The sequence below is a fragment of the Variovorax terrae genome, from assembly GCF_022809125.1.
GTDB lineage: Bacteria > Pseudomonadota > Gammaproteobacteria > Burkholderiales > Burkholderiaceae_C > Variovorax_A > Variovorax_A terrae.
This window is the reverse complement of record NZ_JALGBI010000001.1, coordinates 1,371,360-1,391,362: the sequence shown is the minus strand read 5'-3', so window position 1 is coordinate 1,391,362 and position 20,003 is coordinate 1,371,360. Positions and strand designations below refer to the sequence as shown.

Genomic DNA, 20,003 nt, shown 5'->3' with positions numbered 1-20,003 from the left:
TCTTCTTCAGCTATTAAATTGATAGTGACCGGCGTCAGGCCCGGCCCGCCAGCAAGGCCGCCTCGCGCCCGCGCTTCACGTTGACGGGCATCAGCAGCAGCAGGCCCGCGACGAACAGCACGGCGGTCGACAGGATGGCCGTGCGCTGGTCGCCGCCGGTCATCCAGGTGATCGCGCCATAGCTCAGCGGGCCGATGATGCTGGCCAGGCGGATCGCGAAGGTCCACAGACCGTAGAACTCGGCCAGTTGCTTCTCGGGCGCGAACATGCCAGCCATGGCGCGCCCGGCCGACTGGCTGGAGCCCATGCACAGGCCCGCGATGGCCGCAGCCCACCAGAAGCCGCCCTTGGTGGTGGCGGCGGCCGCGATCACGCAGGTGGCGATCCAGCCCAGCAGCGTCACCGACAGCGCTAGCTTGTGGCCGATGCGGTCCTGCCAGTAGCCGAAGGCGAAGGCGCCGCCCGCCGCCGCGAGGTTGAGCACGAAGATCAGCACCATGGTCTCCTGCTGCTTGAAGCCGATCACATGCTCGGCATAGATGGCCGCCAGCGCGATGGCCACCGCCACGCCGCCCTGGTAGAACACGGCGCAGACCAGCAGCCACATGAAATCCTTGAAGCGGCGCGCCTGGCGGAAGGTGCTGCCAAGCTGGGCCAGCGAGGCGCGAAGGCCGCTTTGCCGCAGCGCCGCCGGATTGGGCCGGGCGCGCTCGCCCAGCAGCCGGAAGGTGACCAGCGAGGCCGCCCCGTAGAGCACGGCCGTGATCAGCAGCGTGACCGGCACGAAGCGGTCGGCGCTGATGCCCTGCCCCTGCGCCCAGATCACGTAGGCCAGGCTCAGGCCCAGCGCCAGCATGCCGCCGAAGTAGCCGAAGCCCCAGCCCCAGCCGCTGACCTTGCCCAGGGCCTCGGGCCGCGCCAGCTCGGGCAGGAAGGCCGCCGTGAGCGATTCGCCGTAGGAGTAGAAGGTGTTGGAGACGATCACCAGCACCATGGCCAGCGCCACGCTGCCGGGCCCCGCCAGGGCCAGCGCCGCCGTGGTGGCCACGCAGCCGGCCGTGGTGAGCATCAGCAGCCGCTTCTTGGCCGCGCGCAGGTCGGCGTAGGCCCCGAGCGAGGGCATGGTGAGCATCACGATGGCGTAGGAGATGCTGAGCGCCGCCGTCCAGGCGAAGGTGGCCCATTCGGCCTTGCCCGCGATGCCGCCGACGAAGTAGGCCGCGAACACCGCGGTGATCACGACCGTGGTGTAGCCCGAGTTGGCGAAGTCGTACATGGCCCAGCCGAACACCTCGCGCTTGGCGACACCGGGGTTGAGGGCATCCTGGGAAAAGAGGGCCATGCGCTGCTCCTGAAAGGAGGCCAAGCATAGCCGACGGGCATGACAGCCGTCAGGCCGCGGCGGCCCAGCCGGGCGGCCGGGCCTGCCGCCGCAGGGGCGCGGTCAGTGCAGGTGGCGCGGCTTGCGGCCGCCGTGGCTGAAGCCGCCATGGCCGCCGCCCGGACTGCGCGGCGGCTTGCCGATTTCCAGCGAGTCGACGAGCGCATCGAAGCGCTGCGTGAACAGCTTGTCGATTTCGGCGACCACGCCGCCGAGTTCGGAGCCGTCGAAATGGCGTTCCATGAGGTTCACCACGTCCTGCACCAGCAGGTCGCGCTGCGCCTGCATGATGGCCGCGGGCGTGGGGCCGACGAACAGCAGCAGAAAATCGTCGCGCGCCTCGGCGCCGGACTCCTCGTCCTCCTCGTCGAACTCGGCGTCGTAGAACGTGACTTCGACCGCCGCGCCGCGCTCGGTCAGCTCGTTGAGGCTCATGCACATGTCGTCCAGCGCCTGGCGGAAATCCTCGTCGCCGGGCACGGTCCAGCACACCTGCAGCAGGTGCTCGTGCGCATCGAACTTGATGCCGGGCTCTTCTTCGTAGATGCTGGTGGCGCCGTCGGCCAGCGAACGCGCACCGGCGTATTTCCACAGCGGCTTGAGCGCATCCTGCAGCTGCTCGAAGCCCACATCGGCGCGCAGGGGCACGTCGCCGTGCACATGGATTTCATAGGGGGCGTTGTAGCGTGTCATAGGGCGGCTCTCCATCGGTGTGGTGCCCGGAACCGGGGTCGAACCGGTACGCTCCCTTTCGGGAAAGCGGCGGATTTTAAGTCCGCTGTGTCTACCAATTTCACCATCCGGGCCACAGTCTATTGTCAAACAAAACAGCCCCGGCAACGTGGGTTGGCGGGGCTGGGTCTCTGGAGGCGCGACCCAGAGTCGAACTGGGCTAATCGGATTTGCAATCCGGTGCATAACCGCTTTGCTATCGCGCCAGGATTTTTCCGTCTCTCTTGACAAAAAAGGGAAGCTTTCGCTTCCCTTTCGGAATGTGGAGCGGGAAAAGAGTCTCGAACTCTCGACCTCAACCTTGGCAAGGTTGCGCTCTACCAACTGAGCTATTCCCGCATTGCTTGCTTGCGTTGTTGTTCGCTTGCAAGACTTGAATTATATACAATTTTTTGGCCCTTTTGCAAGGCGTCCATCAAATTGCAAAAAATCATCCTCAGTGCTTGACCGCCTCCGGCACGGCCGCCGGCGCAGCAGCGGCAGCAGCCACCACGGGCTCGTCGTCGGGCAGCGGCGTGGGCACGCGCTCCAGCGCCACTTCCAGCACCTTGTCGATCCATTTCACCGGCACGATCTCGAGGCCGTTCTTCACGTTCTCGGGGATCTCCTGCAGGTCCTTCACGTTCTCTTCGGGGATCAGCACGGTCTTGATGCCGCCGCGCAGCGCGGCCAGCAGCTTTTCCTTGAGCCCGCCGATGGCGGTGACTTCGCCGCGCAGCGTGATCTCGCCGGTCATGGCCACGTCGCCGCGCACCGGGATGCCGGTGAGCGCCGAGACGAAGGCCGTGGTCATCGCCGCGCCGGCGCTCGGACCGTCCTTGGGCGTGGCGCCGTCGGGCACGTGGATATGGATGTCCTTCTTCTCGAACACCTCGTCGCGGATGCCCAGGCGGCGCGAACGGCTGCGCACCACGGTGCGCGCGGCCTCGACCGACTCCTTCATCACGTCGCCCAGCGAGCCGGTGCGGGTGATGACGCCCTTGCCGGGCATCAGAGCGGCCTCGATGGTCAGCAGGTCGCCGCCGACTTCGGTCCAGGCCAGGCCCACAACCTGGCCCACCTGGTTCTGCTGCTCGGCGCGGCCATAGGTGAACTTGCGCACGCCCAGGAAGTCGTTGAGGTTGTCGGCCGTGACCGTGACCTGCGGCGTCATCTTCTTGAGCTGCAGGCCCTTGACCACCTTGCGGCAGATCTTGGACAGCTCGCGCTCGAGCGAGCGCACGCCGGCCTCGCGCGTGTAGTAGCGCACGATGTCGCGCACGGCTTCCTCGGTGACGAGCAGTTCCTCGTCCTTCACGCCGTTGTTCTTGAGCTGCTTGGGCAGCAGGTACTTCACGGCGATGCTGGTCTTCTCGTCCTCGGTGTAGCCCGACAGGCGGATGACTTCCATGCGGTCCAGCAGGGCCGGCGGAATGTTCATCGAGTTCGAGGTGGCGACGAACATCACGTCGCTCAGGTCGAAATCGACTTCCACATAGTGGTCGCCGAAGGTGTGGTTCTGCTCGGGGTCGAGCACCTCGAGCAGCGCGCTCGACGGGTCGCCGCGGAAATCGGTGCCGAGCTTGTCGATCTCGTCCAGCAGGAACAGCGGATTGCGCGTGCCGATCTTGCCCAGGCTCTGCAGCACCTTGCCCGGCATGGCGCCGATGTAGGTGCGGCGGTGCCCGCGGATCTCGGCCTCGTCGCGCATGCCGCCCAGCGCCATGCGCACGTACTTGCGCCCGGTCGCCTTGGCGATCGACTGGCCGAGCGAGGTCTTGCCCACGCCCGGGGGGCCGACCAGGCACAGGATCGGCGCCTTGACCTTGTCGACGCGCTGCTGCACCGCGAGATACTCGAGGATGCGGTCCTTGACCTTTTCGAGGCCGTAGTGGTCCTCGTTGAGCACGGTCTCGGCATTGCCCAGGTCGTGCTTGATCTTGGTCTTCTTGCTCCAGGGCAGGCCGATCAGCACGTCGATGTAGTTGCGCACCACGGTGGCCTCGGCCGACATCGGCGACATCAGCTTGAGCTTCTTGAGCTCGCCTTCGGCTTTCTTGAGGGCTTCCTTGGGCATCTTGGCGAGCTTGATCTTCTTCTCGATCTCCTCGATGTCCGCGCCCTCCTCGCCTTCGCCGAGCTCCTTCTGGATGGCCTTGACCTGCTCGTTGAGGTAGAAGTCGCGCTGGTTCTTCTCCATCTGGCGCTTGACGCGGCCGCGGATCTTCTTGTCGACGTTCAGGATGTCGACCTCGCGCTCGAGCTGCTCGAACAGGTTCTCCAGGCGCGGCTTGATGTCGGCCAGGTCCAGCACGACCTGCTTGTTGTCGAGTTTGAGCGGCAGGTGCGCAGCGATGGTGTCGGCCAGGCGGCCCGGATCGTCGATGCTGGAGATCGAGGTGAGGATCTCGGGCGGGATCTTCTTGTTGAGCTTGACGTACTGGTCGAACTGCTGCATCACGGCGCGGCGCAGCGCCTCGACCTCGCTGGTCTTCTCGTGCGCGATCTGCGACGGCTCGACCGCCTCCACCGGAGAGACGTTGGCGGTGAAATGCGACTCGCCTTCCTCGATCTTGTTGACCCGGGCGCGCTGCTGGCCCTCGACCAGCACCTTCACGGTGCCGTCGGGCAGCTTGAGCATCTGCAGGATGGTGGACACGCAGCCGACGTCGAACATGTCCGACACCGAGGGCTCGTCCTTGGCCGCTGCCTTTTGCGCCACCAGCATGATGCGGCGCTCGGCCTCCATGGCCGATTCGAGCGCCTTGATGCTCTTGGGGCGACCCACGAACAGCGGAATCACCATATGGGGGAACACGACCACATCGCGCAGCGGCAGCAGCGGCAGGTCGATCGGCGTGGCAGACAGGGGGGTATGACCGGACATGGGAATCCTTGTGTTTACCTGTTGAATATGGTCAGCGGACGGTGATTTTCAACCCACCGGCATCGCAATGCCGGTCGAAGGGTTGATGGGGACGGGGTCTTCACCGGTGGAATGGCCCGATCCCGCTTGCGCAATCAGGCCTTCTTGGCCGCCTCGCGGTACACCAGCAGGGGCGGCTTGTTCTCTTCGATGGTGGATTCGTCCACCACCACCTTGTCCACGTTCGAGGTGTTGGGCAGCTCGAACATGGTGTCGATCAACGATTGCTCCAGGATCGACCGCAGGCCGCGCGCGCCGGTCTTGCGCGCCAGCGCCTTCTTGGCGATGGCCTTGAGCGCGTTGGGCCGGATCTCCAGGTCCACACCTTCCATGGCCAGCAGCTTGCCATACTGCTTGATCAGCGCGTTCTTGGGCTCGGTCAGGATCTGCACCAGGGCCTCCTCGCTGAGCTCCGACAGCGTGGCCACCACGGGCATGCGCCCCACCAGCTCGGGGATCAGGCCGAACTTGATCAGGTCCTCGGGCTCCACCTCGCGGAACACCTCGGTCAGGCTGCGCTGCTGCTTGCTCTTGACCGCGGCGCCGAAGCCGATGCCCGAGGCCTCGGTGCGGTTCTCGATCACCTTCTCCAGGCCCGCGAACGCGCCGCCGCAGATGAACAGGATGTTGGTGGTGTCGAGCTGGATGAAGTCCTGGTTGGGGTGCTTGCGCCCGCCCTGCGGCGGCACGCTGGCCATGGTGCCTTCGATCAGCTTGAGCAGGGCCTGCTGCACGCCCTCGCCCGACACGTCGCGCGTGATGGACGGGTTGTCGGACTTGCGCGAGATCTTGTCGATTTCGTCGATGTAGACGATGCCGCGCTGGGCCCGCTCCACTTCATAGTTGCAGCTCTGCAGCAGCTTCTGGATGATGTTCTCGACGTCCTCGCCGACGTAGCCGGCTTCGGTCAGCGTGGTGGCATCGGCCATCACGAACGGCACGTCGAGCATGCGCGCCAGGGTTTGCGCCAGCAGGGTCTTGCCCGAGCCGGTGGGGCCGATCAGCAGGATGTTGCTCTTGGTGAGCTCGACATCGTCCTTCTTGGCCTTTTCCTTGTGGCGCAGGCGCTTGTAGTGGTTGTAGACCGCCACCGACAGGGCGCGCTTGGCGGCCTCCTGGCCGATCACGTAGTTGTCCAGGTTGGTCTTGATCTCGACCGGCGTGGGCAGGTCGCCGCGCGCTTCGCGCGCCTCGTCGCCCACCGGCAGTTCGTCACGGATGATTTCGTTGCACAGGTCGATGCACTCGTCGCAAATGAAGACGGACGGGCCAGCGATGAGCTTCTTCACCTCGTGCTGGCTTTTGCCGCAAAAGGAGCAGTACAGGGTTTTTTCGCTGGAAGAGCCTTTTTTCTCGGCCATGTGGGGGGCGCCTTGCCTTGTTACGGGTAGTTTCTGAATGATAACCAAATAAAAACGGCGCTTTCTGTTACAGAAAACGCCGTTGCAGCCATGCAACCTCGCTGACGGGTGCGTGCTAGGCGCGCTTTGCGATCACCTGGTCGACCAGGCCGTAGTCCTTCGCCTCGTCGGCCGACAGGAAATAGTCGCGCTCGGTGTCGCGCGTGATTTTTTCCAGCGACTGGCCGGTGCGCTCGGCCAGGATGCGGTTCATCTGATCCTTGGTCTTGAGGATGTCGCGGGCGTGGATTTCGATGTCCGTCGCCTGGCCGCGCGCGCCGCCCAGTACCTGGTGGATCATGATCTTGGAATTCGGCAGCGAGAAGCGCTTGCCCTTGGCGCCGGCCGCCAGCAGGAAGGCGCCCATGCTGGCCGCGAAACCGCAGCACAGGGTGGAGACGTCGGGCTTGATGAAGTTCATGGTGTCGAAGATCGCCATGCCGGCGCTGACCGAGCCGCCCGGGGAGTTGATGTAGAACGAGATGTCCTTGTCCGGATTCTCGCTTTCCAGGAACAGCAGCTGCGCCACCACCAGGTTGGCGGTCTGGTCGTTGACCTCGCCCACCAGGAAGATCACCCGCTCCTTGAGCAGGCGTGAATAGATGTCGTAGGACCGCTCGCCACGGCCCGACTGCTCGATGACCATCGGGACCATGCCCAGGCCTTGTGTTTCCAGTGCGCTCATGTTTTCTCCAGAGATGCTGTCGGTACTGTACCGAAAAACAAATGGGGCCTGTGCCGCCAAGCACAAGCCCCAGATCGTCAGATGGGCGGACGGATCAGTTCTGGCCCATCAGCTCGTCGAACGACACGGCCTTGTCGTTGATCTTGGCCTTGGCCAGCACGAAATCGGTCACGTTGTTCTCGATCACGATGGCCTCGACCTCGGCAAGGCGGCGGTTGTCGCCGTAGTACCAGCGCACCACGTCGGCCGGCTTCTCGTAGCTGGCGGCCAGCTCCTCGATGTGGGCCTTGAGCTGCTCGGGCTTGGCGTGCAGTTCATTGGCACGCACCAGCTCGGCCACCACCAAGCCCAGGCGCACACGGCGCTCGGCCTGCGGGCGGAACACGTCGTCGGGGATCGGCGCCTTGTCGGCGTCCTTGATGCCGCGCTGCTTGAGGTCGGCGCGGGCGCCTTCGATCATGCGGTCCACTTCGGCCTGCACGCTGGACTTGGGCAGGTCGAGTTCGGCCTTGGCCACCAGAGCGTCCATCACGGCGTTCTTGTTGCGGGCCAGCAGGCGGAACTTGACTTCGCGCTCCAGGTTCTTCTTGATGTCGGCGCGCAGGCCTTCCACCGTGGCGTCAGCGATGCCGAGCGACTTGGCCAGCGCCTCGTTGACTTCCGGCAGGTGGGCGGCCTCGACCTTCTTCACGGTCACCAGGAAGTCGGCCTGCTTGCCGGCCACGTCCTTGCCATGGTAGTCGGCGGGGAAGGCCAGCGGGAAGGTCTTGCTTTCGCCCGACTTCATGCCGCGCACGGCATCCTCGAACTCCTTGAGCATCTGGCCTTCGCCGACCAGGAACTGGAAGTCCTCGGCCTTGCCGCCCGAGAAGGGCTCGCCGTCGATCTTGCCTTCGAAGTCGACCGTCACGCGGTCGCCGTCCTGGGCCGCCGCGTCATGGGCGCGCTGGGCAAAGGTGCGGCGCTGCTTGCGCAGGATCTCCAGGGTCTTGTCGATGGCGCTGTCGGTCACTTCGGCCGACACCTTCTCCACCTCGGCGCTGGCCAGGTCGCCGATCTTGACTTCGGGGTAGACCTCGAAAATGGCGTCGAACGACAGCTCGCCCTCGGGCGAGCCTTCCTTTTCGGTGATGCGCGGCTGGCCGGCCACGCGCAGCTTGGCCTCGTTGGCGGCGCTGGCGAAGGCTTCGCCGACCTTGTCGTTCATGACTTCGTAGTGAACCGAGTAGCCATAGCGCTGGGCCACCACGTTCATCGGAACCTTGCCGGGACGGAAACCGTCCATCTTGACGGTGCGGGCCAGCTTCTTCAGGCGGGCATCCACTTCGGACTGGATCACGTTGACGGGCAGCGTCAACGTCATCTTGCGTTCCAGCTTCTCAAGGGTTTCAACATTCACAGCCATTTTTCAACTCTCTTTAAAAGACATATCCTGGTGCGCGGGGGGGGACTCGAACCCCCACACCATTGCTGGCGTCAGGACCTAAACCTGGTGCGTCTACCAATTTCGCCACCCGCGCGCCGGTCCAATGAAAACGGACGGCCCCGGGGCGCCGCAGGAGCCCTGCCGCGCCGCGCAGACCGTCCGCTGGAAATCGGTCAACCTTCTATTTTAGCGCGGAACCGGGCCTTGTTGAGACCCCGGATGCGCAGCCGCGAACCGGATTCAGGCCGCCGCCGGTGTTTCGCGCTTCACGCGGAACCATGCGGGTCACGCGCCCTGCGCCTGCCCCGCCGGGGCGGATTCCGATAACGCCGGTGTTTCGCGTTTCACGCGAAACCATGCGGCGTACATGGCCGGCAGCGCCAGCAGGGTCAGCACCGTGGCCACGATCAGGCCGCCCATGATGGCCACAGCCATCGGGCCCCAGAACACGCTGCGCGACAGCGGGATCATGGCCAGCACGGCGGCGGCGGCCGTCAGCACGATGGGGCGCAGGCGGCGCACGGCGGATTCGACGATGGCGTCCCAGGCCGGCACGCCTCGGGAGCGGTCCTGCTCGATCTGGTCGATCAGGATCACCGAGTTGCGCTGGATCATGCCCATCAGCGCGATCACGCCCAGCAGCGCCACGAAGCCGAACGGCCGATTCAGCACCAGCAGCGCGCCGGCCACGCCGGCAATGCCCAGCGGCCCGGTCAGGAACACCAGCATGGCGCGGCTGAAGCTCTGCAGCTGCAGCATCAGCAGCGTGAAGGTGATGAACAGCATGATCGGGATGCCCGCGGCGATCGAGGCCGAGCCCTTGGAGCTTTCCTCCACCGCGCCGGCCACCTCGATGCGGTAGCCCGGCGGCCATCCGGCCTCCAGGCGCTTCAGTTGGGGCAGCAGCTCGTTGGTGACGGTGGCGCCCTGCAGGCCCTCGATGATGTCGCCCTGCACGGTGATGGCGTAGTCGCGGTTCTCGCGCCACATCACGCCCGGCTCCCAGGTGAACACCGGCTTGGCGATCTGGGTCAGCGGGATCGACTGGCCCGAGGCCGTGGGCAGGTAGGCGTTGGCGATGTCGGTGATGGCGTTGCGCTCGTCCAGCGGCTGGCGCAGCACGATGTCGATCAGCTTGTCGTTCTCGCGGAACTGGCCGACCGGGGTGCCCGCCAGGATGGTGCGGGAGGCCTGGGCGATCGACTGGCTGGTGACGCCCAGGGCGCGCGCCTTGGACTGGTCCACCTCCAGCCGCAGCACCTTGACCGATTCGTTCCAGTTGTCGTTGACGCCGCGCGTGTTGGGGCTCTCGCGCATCGCGGCCTTGACTTCGTCGGCGCGCGCGCGCAGCGCCACCGGGTCGGTGCCGATCACGCGGAACTGCATCGGGTACGGCACCGGCGGGCCGTTGGGCAGCAGCTTGACGCGCCCGCGCACCTCGGGAAACTCCTGGGCCAGCAGCGCGGGCAGCTGCACGCGCAGCGATTCACGCAGCTTCAGGTCCTTGGGGATGATGATGAACTGCGAGACGTTGGATTGGGGAAACACCTGGTCCAGCGGCAGGTAGAAGCGCGGCACGCCCGAGCCGACCCAGGTGCTGACCGTGGTCACGCCGTCCAGCGCCATGAAGCGCTGCTCGACGCGGCGCGTCACCTCCTCGTTGGCCGCGAACGAGGTGCCTTCGGGGAACCAGATGTCCACCAGGATCTCGGGCCGGCTCGAATCGGGGAAGAACTGCTGCTGCACCCGGCCCATGCCCACGATGCCGAGCGCGAAGATCAGCAGCGTGGCGCCGATGGTGAGCCAGCGGTGCTGCACGCACCAGTTCACCGCCTGGCGGAAGGTGTTGTAGAACGGGCTGTCGAACATCTCGTGCGGACTGTCGTGGCCCTCAGCCACCTCCTGCACGTGTGGCAGGCCGCCTGCCCCCACGCTCGCCACGGCGTGTGCTTCGCTGCCCCCCGAGGGGGCGCCAGCCGCCTTGGGGCGGCCCGGCGGCGTCTTGAGCAGCAAGGTTCCCAGGTAAGGCACAAAGTACACCGACACGATCCACGACAGCACCAGCGCGATCACCGTCACGGCGAAGATCGCGAAGGTGTATTCACCGGTCACCGACCTGGCGATGCCGATGGGCAGGAAGCCCGCGGCCGTGATCAGCGTGCCCGTGAGCATGGGCATGGCGGTGATCTCGTAGGCGAAGGTGGCGGCGCGCACCTTGTCGTAGCCCTCCTCCATCTTGCGCACCATCATCTCGACCGCGATGATGGCGTCGTCCACCAGCAGGCCCAGGGCGATGATCAGCGAGCCCAGCGAGATCTTGTGCAGCCCGATGCCCCAGTAGTTCATGGCCAGGAAGGTCACGGCCAGCACCAGCGGGATCGTGATGCCCACCACCAGGCCGGGCCGCATGTCCAGGGTCCAGCGCCGCCACAGCGGGTGGTTGCCGGGGCGGCGGTGCAGGCCCAGGCTGATGAAGCTGACGGCCAGCACGATCGCCACGGCCTCGATCAGCACGCGCACGAACTCATTGACCGAGCTGGACACCGACCGGGGCTGGTCCTGCACCTGCTGCAGGCTCACGCCCGCCGGCAGGGCCTTGCCGATGCGCTGCGTGGCGGTCTGCAGCGCCTTGCCCAGGGCGATGATGTCGCCGCCCTTGGCCATGGAGACCCCCAGCGCGATCACTTCCCGGCCCTGGTGCCGCACCTTGACCGCGGGCGGATCGACGTAGCCGCGCCTGACGTCGGCGATGTCGCCCAGGCGAAGCTGGTTGCCCGAGCTGCCGCGGATCGGCATGGCCTTGAGCTGCTCCACCGCCGCGAACTGACCGGCCACGCGCACCTGCACCACGTCCAGCGGCGTCTGCACGGCGCCGGCCGATTCCACCGCGTTCTGCTGGCCCAGCTGGGCCAGCACGGCATTCATGTCCAGCCCGAGCTGGGCCAGGCGCCGCTGCGAGATCTCGATGTAGACCTTCTCGTCCTGCACGCCGAACAGGTCGACCTTGGCCACGTCGGGCACGCGCAGCAGCTGCTGGCGCACGTCGTCGGCGAAGACCTTGAGCTCGGCGTAGCTGAAGCCGTCGGACTCCAGCGCATAGATCACGCCGTAGACATCGCCGAAGTCGTCGTTGAAGAACGGCCCCTGCACGCCCGCGGGCAGCGTGTACTTCATGTCGCCGATCTTCTTGCGCGCCGTGTACCAGACGTTGGCCACCTCGCCGGCGCGCGACGAGTCCTTGATCTGGAAGATGATCTGCGACTCGCCCGGCTTGGAGTAGCTGCGGATCTTGTCGGCATAGGGCACGTCCTGCAGCGTGCGCTCGAGCTTGTCGGTCACCTGCTCGGCCACCTGCTGCGCCGTGGCGCCGGGCCAGTAGGTGCGCACCACCATGGCGCGGAAGGTGAACGGCGGGTCTTCGTCCTGGCCGAGCTGGAAATAGGCGGCAAAGCCCAGCAGCATCAGCACGATCATCAGGTAGCGGGTGAGCGCCGGATGGTCCAGCGCCCACTTCGAGAGGTTGAAGCTCTCCTTGGGCTGGGCTTGCGTCATGGCCGCCTCACTTCGCGGCCAGGGCGGGCGCCGCGGCCGATGCCGCAGGCAGGGCAGTCGCTACGTTTTTGATAGCGCTCTGTGACCCGCTGGCCTGGACCTCCGGCACTTTTGGCTGGTAAATCGTGACTTTCTGCCCCGGTTGCAGCACATGCACGCCGGCCGACACCACCAGCATGCCCGGTTGCAACCCGCCGCTGATCACGGCCTCGTTGCCGTCGGCCGTGGCGATCTGCACCGGCTGCGAGCGGACCGTCATCGCCGCCTTGTCGAGCACCCACACCGCCGTGGCCTGGCCGTCCTGCCGCAGCGCGCTGGTCGGCAGCTTGATGACCTGCGCGCCCGCGTGGCTGAGCGCCTGCGGCGCCGCATAGACCGTGGCGCCCAGCGCCGGGGTGTCCTGGCCGTCCAGAGCCACCTTGACCGGGAAGGTGCGCGTCACCGGGTCGGCGCTGGCCGCCACGTCGCGCACCCGGCCCGTCAGGCGCGCATTGCCGGCCCACACCCGCACATCGACAACCGAGCCCGGCCGGATCGCCGCCACCTTGTCCTCGGGCACCGAGAACACTGCGTCGCGCGGGCCGTCCTGCGCGATGCGCACCACTGGCGTGCCGGCCGCCACCACTTGGCCGACCTCGGCCTCGATCGCGGTGACGATCCCGGACACATCGGCCACCAGGCTGGTGTAAGCCGCCTGGTTGCCCTGCGAGGCCAGTTGCGCCTGCGCCTGTTCAAGCTGGGCCTGGGCCGCCTTGAGCGTGGCGTCGCGGCGCTCGAGTTCGGCGCCGGCGATGAAGTTCTGGTCCTTCAGTTCCTTGTAGCGCCGGTAGTCGGCCGCCGCCAGGTCGCGGTTGGTCTGCGCCGCGGCCACCTGCGCGCGCGCCGCGTCGGCCGCCAGCCGGTAGTCCTGCGGGTCGAGCTGGGCCAGCACCTGGCCGGCCTTGACGCGCTGGCCCAGTTCAGCCTGGCGCCGGATGATCTTGCCCGCCACCCGGAAACCCAGGCGCGACTCGATGCGCGCCCGCACCTCGCCGGCAAATTCGTAACCGGCCTGGAAGCCGTCCACGCCCACGGTCATCACCTTGACCGCCCGCACCGGCTCCTCCGGCGGCGCCGGCTTGGAACAGGCCGTCAGCAGCAGGGCCACGCCGGCGGCACCAAGGCCGGCAAGAATTCGCGGTGTGAGAGAGGGTTCGGGCATGGCGAGGGTTAATGTAAAAGTATGCAAAGAATCTTCTACTGACTGACCGGTTAGTAATCTAGGGTAAACGCGAATACTTGTCAAGCGACAATCTCGGCCGTGAATCTCGCCGCCGCTCCCTCTGCCCCGCCCGTCACCCACTACGAGAATTTCCCGGTGGCGTCCTGGCTCTGCCCGCCCCGGCTGCGCCCGGCCATCGCCGCGATCTACTGGTTTGCCCGCACGGCCGACGACATCGCCGACGAGGGCGATGCCGCGCCGCAGCAGCGGCTGGACGAGCTCGCCGCCTACCGCGCCGACCTCGCCGCCGCCGCGCGCCGCGAGCCCGCGTCGGCCCGCTGGCCGCAGGTGTTCGGCCCGCTGCGCGAGGCCATGCACAGCTTTGCCCTGCCCGAGCCGCTGCTGGCCAATCTGCTCAGCGCCTTCGTGCAGGATGTGGAAAAGACCCGCGACGCCGCCGGCTACGCCGACCGCGCCGAGCTGCTCGACTACTGCCGCCGCTCTGCCAACCCGGTCGGCCGGCTGCTGCTGCACTTGTACGGCGTGCACGACGGCGCGTCGCTCGCGCGCAGCGACGACATCTGCTCGGCGCTGCAGCTCATCAACTTCTGGCAAGACCTCGGGCAGGACCTGCGGCGCGGCCGCCACTACCTGCCGCACCAGGACAGCGCCGCCTACGGCGTGGCGCAAGCCGACCTGCAGGCGCTGCGGCAGACTCCCGAAGCTACCAAATTGATAGCAAGCGAAGTCCACTGGGCGCGGACCTTGATGCAAAAAGGGGCTCCACTCGTGCACCAGGTCCCGGGCCGGGCCGGCTGGGAGCTGCGGCTGGTGGTTCAGGGCGGCCTGCGCATCCTCGACAAGATCGAGGCCCTGGATTTCGCCACGCTGCGCACCCGCCCCCGGTTGGGCGCCCTGGACGCGCCGCGGCTGCTGTGGCGCAGCCTGTGGATGTGAGGCGGACCGCATGAGATATGCAATGGGACAATCGGCGCCATGACCCCCGAGCAGTACGTCCAGCAGAAAGCCGCCGCCTCCGGCAGCAGCTTCTATTACGCCTTTCTTTTCCTGCCCAAGCCCCGGCGCGCCGCCATCACCGCCTTCTATGCCTTCTGCCGCGAAGTGGACGACGTGGTCGACGAAGTCACCGACCCCGGCGTGGCGCACAGCAAGCTCGCCTGGTGGCGCACCGAGGTGGCGAAGGCGTTCGCGGGCCAGCCCAGCCACCCGGTCACGAAGGCGCTGATGCCGCTGGCCGCCGGCCACGGCATCGAGCCGGGCCACCTGCTGGCCATCATCGAGGGCTGCCAGATGGACCTGGACCAGACCCGCTACCTCGACTTCCCCGGCCTGCAGCGCTACTGCCACCTGGTGGCGGGCGTGGTGGGCGAAGTCGCCGCGCGCATTTTCGGCCAGACGCAGGCGCAGACCACCGAGTACGCGCACCGCCTGGGCCTGGCGTTCCAGCTCACCAACATCATCCGCGACGTGGGCGAGGACGCCATGCGCGGGCGCATCTACCTGCCCGTCAACGAGCTCCAGCAGTTCGACGTGAAGGCCAACGACATCCTCAAGCGCAGCTACTCGGACCGCTTCACCGCGCTCATGCAGTTCCAAGCCGCACGCGCCCACCGCCTCTACGACGAGGCCTTCGCCCTGCTGCCCGATGCCGACCGCCGCGCACAGAAGCCCGGCCTCATGATGGCCAGCATCTACCGCACGCTGCTGCGCGAGATCGAGCGCGACAACTTCCAGGTGCTGCACCAGCGCGTCAGCCTCACGCCGCTGCGCAAGTTCTGGCTGGCGTGGAAGGTGCAGGCGCTGGGAACCCTCTGATGGCCCGCATGCCCCGGCGCCCCCTGGCGGCGCCTGCCCCATGAACATCGCCATCGTCGGCGCCGGCTGGGCCGGCTTGGCCGCCGCGGTGCAAGCCGCGCACGCCGGCCACGCCGTCACGGTGCTCGAGAGCGCGCGCACCCTGGGCGGCCGCGCGCGCGGCCTGCCGGGCCGCCTGCCCGACGGCTCGGCCGTGACGCTGGACAACGGCCAGCACATCCTGATCGGCGCCTACACCGAGACACTGCGGCTGATGCACCTGGTCGGCGTGGATGCCGCGGCCGCCCTGCGTCGCCTGCCGCTGGTGCTGCGCTTTCCCGACGGGCGCGGCCTGAAGCTGCCGCAGCTGCCCGCGCCGCTCGACGCCCTGGCCGGCATCCTCACGGCACGCGGCTGGCACTGGCGCGACAAGCTCGCCCTGCTGCGCACGGCCGCCGGCTGGCAGCGCGGCCGCTTCGAATGCGCGCCCGCGCAGACCGTGGCCGGCCTGTGCGCCGGCCTGACCCCGCGCGTGATGGCCGAGCTGATCGAGCCGCTGTGCGTTTCCGCGCTCAACCTGCCCGCGGCCGACGCCAGCGGCCAGGTGTTCCTGCGCGTGCTGCGCGACGCGCTGTTCGGCATCAGCGGCGGCTCCCACCTGCTGCTGCCAAGCGCCGACCTGGGCGCCCTGTTCCCCGAGGCCGCCGCACGCTGGCTGGCGCAGCGCGGCGGCCGGGTCGTGCCGGGCCACCGCGTCCAGCACCTGCAGGCCGACGGGCCGCACTGGCAGGTCGACGGTGCCCGCTACGACCGCGTGATCCTGGCTTGTCCGCCAACCGAAGCAGCGCGCCTGGCCGAAGACAGCGGTGCGCCGGCCGCCGACTGGTCGCGCCAGGCCCGGGCACTGGACTTCACCGCGATCACCACGGTCTACGCCGCGAGCGCGGCCCGGCTCGCGCAGCCGATGGTCACCCTGCGCTGCGGCCCCGGAGCGCCAGCCCAGTTCGCGTTCGACCGCGGCCAGCTCGGCGGCCCGGCCGGCCTGCTGGCCTTCGTCGCCAGCGCCAGCCAGGGCGAGCGCGGCGCGCTGGAGCAGCAGGTGCTCGCGCAGGCTCGCCAGCAGTTGGGGCTGTCCGGCCTGCACCTGGTGCAGACCGTGGTGGAGAAACGGGCCACCTTCGCCTGCACGCCGGGGCTCAGGCGGCCCGGCCTGCACATCGCCGCGGGCCTGCTGGCCTGCGGTGACTACGTTGACGGCCCCTACCCGGCCACGCTCGAAGGCGCCACGCGCAGCGGCACGGCCGCGGCGCTGAGCCTGTAGCCGCCGGCGGTCAGTGCGCGAGCAGGTCGCACAGCTCGGTCAGGTTGCCCAGCGTCACATGCGGCTGCACCTCGTGCGGCCACAGGTGGTCGGCGCGATTGACCCAGACCGTCTGCATGCCGGCGTTGATGCCGCCAAGCACGTCGAGCATGGCGTCATCGCCCACATGCAGCACGGCCTCGGGCGGCACATCGACCGCGCCGGCCGCCGCATGGAAGATGCGCGGATCGGGCTTGCCCACGCCGAACTCGCGGGCGCTGATGGCAGCCTGGAAATAGGCGCCCAGCCCCACCTGCTGCACGTCGGCATTGCCGTTGGACAAGGCGACCAGGGGAAAGCGGGCTGACAGGAATTCCAGGGCCGACAGGGCATCGTCGAACAGCTGCACCCGCTGGCGCTCGGCAAAGAACACCTCGAACGCCGGCTCGGCCAGCAGCGGGTTCTCGCCCGCCCGGTACAGCGCCAATCGGATCGATTCGCGGCGCACGGCGCTGAGGTCGGACCGCAGGTCGGGCCGGTTCGCCGCCATGTAGTCGCGGATGTCGCGCAGCGCGCCGGGGCTTGAAAACAGGGCGGCCGTCATCGGCGCATGTTCGGTAAGCCACAGATGCAGGCACTTCTCGGCGCGCTCGATGGTCGGCCAGATCGGCCACAGGGTGTCGTCCAGATCCAGGCTGATTGCCCTGATTTTCTTGATGTCCAGCATAGGTGCGGGAGAATACCTCATGACCTTCGCCAAAGAACCGCCCCACCTCGAGGGGCAGCAGGACTACACCGCCGTTCTGCTGTGCAACCTGGGCACGCCCGATGCCCCCACGCCGGCCGCCCTGCGCCGCTACCTCGCCGAATTCCTGAGCGACCCGCGCGTGGTGGAAATCCCGCCGCTGGTCTGGAAGACGATCCTGCACGGCATCATCCTGCGCGTGCGGCCGAAGAAGTCCGCCGCCAAGTACGCCAGCATCTGGACGCCCGAGGGCTCGCCGCTGAAGGTCTGGACCGACAAGCAGGCCACGCTGCTGCAGGGCTGGCTGGGCGAGCGCGGCCACCGCCGCCTCATCGTGCGCTATGCCATGCGCTACGGCAACCCGTCGATCGCCTCGCAGCTCGACCTGCTGAAGGCCGAAGGCGTCACGCGCATCCTGGTGCTGCCGGCCTACCCGCAATACTCGGGTACCACCACCGCCAGCGTCTTCGATGCCGTCTATGCCTGGGCCCGCACCGTGCGCAGCCTGCCCGAGCTGCGCTTCGTCAACCGCTACCACGACGACGCGGGCTACATCGACGCGCTGGCCAGCCGCATCACGCAGTACTGGCGCCAGCACGGCCGCCCCGACCGGCTGGTGATGAGCTTTCACGGCGTGCCCGAGCGCACCCGGCTCCTGGGCGACCCCTACAGCGACGAGTGCCAGGCCACCGCGCAGTTGCTGGCGCAGCGGCTGGGCCTCGCCCCTGAGCAGTACCGCCTTACCTTCCAGTCGCGTTTCGGCAAGGCCAAATGGCTCGAACCCTACACCGAGCCCAGCCTGATCGCGCTGGCGAAAACCGGCGTGCGGCGTGTCGACGTGGTCTGCCCCGGCTTCACCGGCGACTGCCTCGAGACCCTGGAAGAGATCTCGCAGGAGGCCCGCAACGCCTTCCTCACGGCGGGCGGCAAGGAGTTTCACTACATTCCCTGCCTCAACGACAGCCCGGAATGGATCACCGCGCTGTGCAACGTGGCGCAGCGCCAGCTCGCCGGCTGGCCCACGCTGGCCGCATCTGCATCCGCAGGCGCCGCGCCCTCCCCCGAGCTATCCTCCCGGCCCTGAGCCGGCCCGGTCTCATGCGCCCGCAGGCGCTGCCGCGCGCACCGCTTCGCGCCAATCGGCCAGCGCGATGCCGAAGGCGCGCTCGAAGCGCCGGCTCGACAGCGCGCTGAAGGCAGGCCGCTCGGCCTTCATCGGAAAGCTGGCGGCAGCCACCGGCAACAGCCGCGCCACGGCCCTGTCGCCCAGTGCGCGGGCCGCCTCGCGGGCAAACTCGTAGCGGCTGGCCTGGCCCGAGGCGCTCAGGTGGTACAGCCCGCGATGGCGCCCCAGGAAATCACCGCGCTCGCTCGCGGCCCGGGCCAGCACCTCGCGCAGCGCCGCGGCCAACGGCTGCACATGGTTGGGCACCGACACCTGGTCCGCCACCACCCGGAGCTCCCGGTCCTGCTGAAGCCAGCCCCGCACCTGGCTGAAGAAGTTGCGCCCGCCCGGGCCGTACAGCCAGCTCACTCGCAGCACCAGGTGAGCACCGGCGCTGGCAAGCACAGCCTGCTCGCCCGCCAGCTTGCTCTGGCCATAGACGCTGAGCGGCGCGGGCAGATCCGCTTCGGTGTAGGCAGCCGTCTTGCGGCCGTCGAACACGAAATCGGTCGAGAAATGGATCAGCGAAGCGGCCGCGGCATCGCAGGCCTGCACCAGCGCGGCCACGGCCCCATGGTTGAGCGCTCCGGCCGCTTCGGGATGGTCTTGCGCGCCGTCCACATCGCTCCAGCCGGCGCAGTTGATCACCACCGCCGGCCGGTGCTGCCGCAGGAACGCGGCGACCTCTTGCGCGCGCAGCAGGTCGAGTTGCGCACGCGGCGGCATCATCACCTCGAAACCGTCCTGCAGCGCGGCAGCAACGGCTCGCCCCAGCAGGCCGGTGGCGCCCAGCAGCAGGATGCGCCAGCGCGGCGGTGCAGAAAGATCGTCAGTCGTGCTCATGAAGGAAGCTGGCCACCAGGTCGAGCTGCTCCGGCACATTGAGTGCCGGGGCATGACCGCAGTGTGCCACTTCCACCACGCGCGCCTGCCCCCGGGCGCCCGGGCCGCGCTGCAGCATCTGCGCGGTGGTCTCGCGCAGCACCAGGTCCGACTCGGCGCCGCGCAAGCACAGCACCGGGATGCTCAGCGCGTCGTAGTGGTCCCAGATCAGGTAGTCATCCGGGTGATGGATGAACTGCTGCACCATGGCCGGGTCGTAGTGCGGCGTCACGCGGCCATCGGGCAGGCGGCGTGTGGAGGTTTCCGTCAGGCGCCGCCATTGCGCGTCGCTGAGCCAGCCGTAGGGCTGGTAGACCTGCCGGAAGAAGGCCTCGAGCTCGAGCATGGTGGCAAACGCCGGCGGGTTGCCCGCATAGGCCTTGATGCGGTCGAGCGCCGGACGCGCCAGCTCGGGCGCGTTGTCGTTGAGCAGCAGGCTCTTGATGCGGCCCTTGAGCTGCGGCTGGAACAGGCCCGAGGCGCAGACGGTGCCGATGGCCCCTCCCATGGAGGTACCAACCCAGTGCGCAGACCCGATGCCCAGCTGGGCGAACAGATCGGCCGCGATGCGTGCATAGAACTCGAGCCGGTACTCGGCCTGCGGCTGGGGGCTCCACTGGCTCAGGCCGCGCCCCAGCGTGTCGGGGCAGATCACGCGGTAGCGCCCGCTCAGGTGCGCCGCCAGCTCATCCATGTCGCGCCCGGTGCGCGCGAGTCCATGCCAGGCGATCACCACCTCGGCGTTGGACGCCCCCCATTCGGTGTAGTGGATTTCACGCCCCTGGCAAACCAGGTAGTTGGAGGTAAAGCTCAT

Annotated in this window: 15 protein-coding genes and 4 tRNA genes; 4 read left to right on the top strand and 15 right to left on the bottom strand. The window is 67.8% G+C overall.

The window, feature by feature from the left end:
- Positions 1–34 precede the first annotated feature (34 nt).
- The 12 genes from MMF98_RS06540 to MMF98_RS06485 form a co-directional block, all read right to left on the bottom strand.
- Entirely contained in the window at positions 35–1,342 is a 1,308-nt protein-coding gene (locus tag MMF98_RS06540) for an MFS transporter (protein ID WP_243305431.1), read from the bottom strand.
- 102 nt (positions 1,343–1,444) lie between these two features.
- Entirely contained in the window at positions 1,445–2,074 is a 630-nt protein-coding gene (locus tag MMF98_RS06535) for a DUF6806 family protein (protein WP_243305430.1), read from the bottom strand.
- A 20-nt stretch (positions 2,075–2,094) separates the two neighbouring features.
- A tRNA-Leu gene (locus tag MMF98_RS06530) sits at positions 2,095–2,187 on the bottom strand.
- Positions 2,188–2,245: 58 nt separating this feature from the next.
- A tRNA-Cys gene (locus MMF98_RS06525) sits at positions 2,246–2,319 on the bottom strand.
- Positions 2,320–2,376: 57 nt separating this feature from the next.
- Positions 2,377–2,452: transfer RNA gene (locus MMF98_RS06520), tRNA-Gly, on the bottom strand.
- 97 nt (positions 2,453–2,549) lie between these two features.
- Positions 2,550–4,979 carry an endopeptidase La gene (gene lon, locus MMF98_RS06515; protein WP_243305429.1) on the bottom strand — a complete coding sequence of 810 codons (2,430 nt, stop codon included), beginning with the start codon at positions 4,977–4,979 and terminating at the stop codon, positions 2,550–2,552.
- 134 nt (positions 4,980–5,113) lie between these two features.
- Positions 5,114–6,379 carry an ATP-dependent Clp protease ATP-binding subunit ClpX gene (gene clpX / locus MMF98_RS06510; protein WP_243305428.1) on the bottom strand — a complete coding sequence of 422 codons (1,266 nt, stop codon included), beginning with the start codon at positions 6,377–6,379 and terminating at the stop codon, positions 5,114–5,116.
- Between the two features lie 115 nt (positions 6,380–6,494).
- On the bottom strand, positions 6,495–7,103 hold the full coding sequence (gene clpP, locus MMF98_RS06505; RefSeq protein WP_243305427.1) for an ATP-dependent Clp endopeptidase proteolytic subunit ClpP: 609 nt from the start codon (positions 7,101–7,103) through the stop codon (positions 6,495–6,497).
- 94 nt (positions 7,104–7,197) lie between these two features.
- Entirely contained in the window at positions 7,198–8,508 is a 1,311-nt protein-coding gene (gene tig / locus MMF98_RS06500; protein ID WP_243305426.1) for a trigger factor, read from the bottom strand.
- Positions 8,509–8,536: 28 nt separating this feature from the next.
- A tRNA-Leu gene (locus MMF98_RS06495) sits at positions 8,537–8,623 on the bottom strand.
- A 191-nt stretch (positions 8,624–8,814) separates the two neighbouring features.
- Positions 8,815–12,081, bottom strand: coding sequence for an efflux RND transporter permease subunit (locus tag MMF98_RS06490; protein ID WP_243305425.1), 3,267 nt, complete (start codon positions 12,079–12,081; stop codon positions 8,815–8,817).
- Positions 12,082–12,088: 7 nt separating this feature from the next.
- Positions 12,089–13,282, bottom strand: coding sequence for an efflux RND transporter periplasmic adaptor subunit (locus MMF98_RS06485; protein ID WP_243305424.1), 1,194 nt, complete (start codon positions 13,280–13,282; stop codon positions 12,089–12,091).
- Positions 13,283–13,381: 99 nt separating this feature from the next.
- On the opposite strand from MMF98_RS06485, the gene hpnC reads away from it, so the two are divergent.
- From hpnC to hpnE, 3 genes are read left to right on the top strand one after another with little or no spacing between them, the layout of a single operon-like run.
- Positions 13,382–14,239, top strand: a complete 858-nt coding sequence (gene hpnC / locus MMF98_RS06480; RefSeq protein ID WP_243305423.1) for a squalene synthase HpnC — start codon at positions 13,382–13,384, stop codon at positions 14,237–14,239.
- A 39-nt stretch (positions 14,240–14,278) separates the two neighbouring features.
- Complete coding sequence (hpnD, locus tag MMF98_RS06475) at positions 14,279–15,118, top strand: presqualene diphosphate synthase HpnD (protein WP_243305422.1); 840 nt, start codon at positions 14,279–14,281, stop codon at positions 15,116–15,118.
- A gap of 40 nt (positions 15,119–15,158) precedes the next feature.
- Entirely contained in the window at positions 15,159–16,418 is a 1,260-nt protein-coding gene (gene hpnE, locus MMF98_RS06470; protein ID WP_243305421.1) for a hydroxysqualene dehydroxylase HpnE, read from the top strand.
- 10 nt (positions 16,419–16,428) lie between these two features.
- On the opposite strand, the gene MMF98_RS06465 is transcribed toward hpnE, so the two are convergent.
- Positions 16,429–17,124, bottom strand: coding sequence for an HAD family hydrolase (locus tag MMF98_RS06465; protein WP_243305420.1), 696 nt, complete (start codon positions 17,122–17,124; stop codon positions 16,429–16,431).
- A gap of 19 nt (positions 17,125–17,143) precedes the next feature.
- Between MMF98_RS06465 and hemH the strand changes: the two genes are divergently transcribed.
- Entirely contained in the window at positions 17,144–18,226 is a 1,083-nt protein-coding gene (gene hemH, locus MMF98_RS06460; RefSeq protein WP_243305419.1) for a ferrochelatase, read from the top strand.
- Positions 18,227–18,238: 12 nt separating this feature from the next.
- Here hemH and rfbD read toward each other — a convergent pair whose 3' ends face one another.
- Both rfbD and MMF98_RS06450 read right to left on the bottom strand, forming a co-directional pair.
- Positions 18,239–19,150, bottom strand: a complete 912-nt coding sequence (gene rfbD / locus MMF98_RS06455) for a dTDP-4-dehydrorhamnose reductase (protein WP_243305418.1) — start codon at positions 19,148–19,150, stop codon at positions 18,239–18,241.
- Entirely contained in the window at positions 19,137–20,003 is an 867-nt protein-coding gene (locus tag MMF98_RS06450) for an alpha/beta fold hydrolase (RefSeq protein WP_243305417.1), read from the bottom strand. The genes rfbD and MMF98_RS06450 overlap by 14 nt, the downstream gene beginning before the upstream one ends.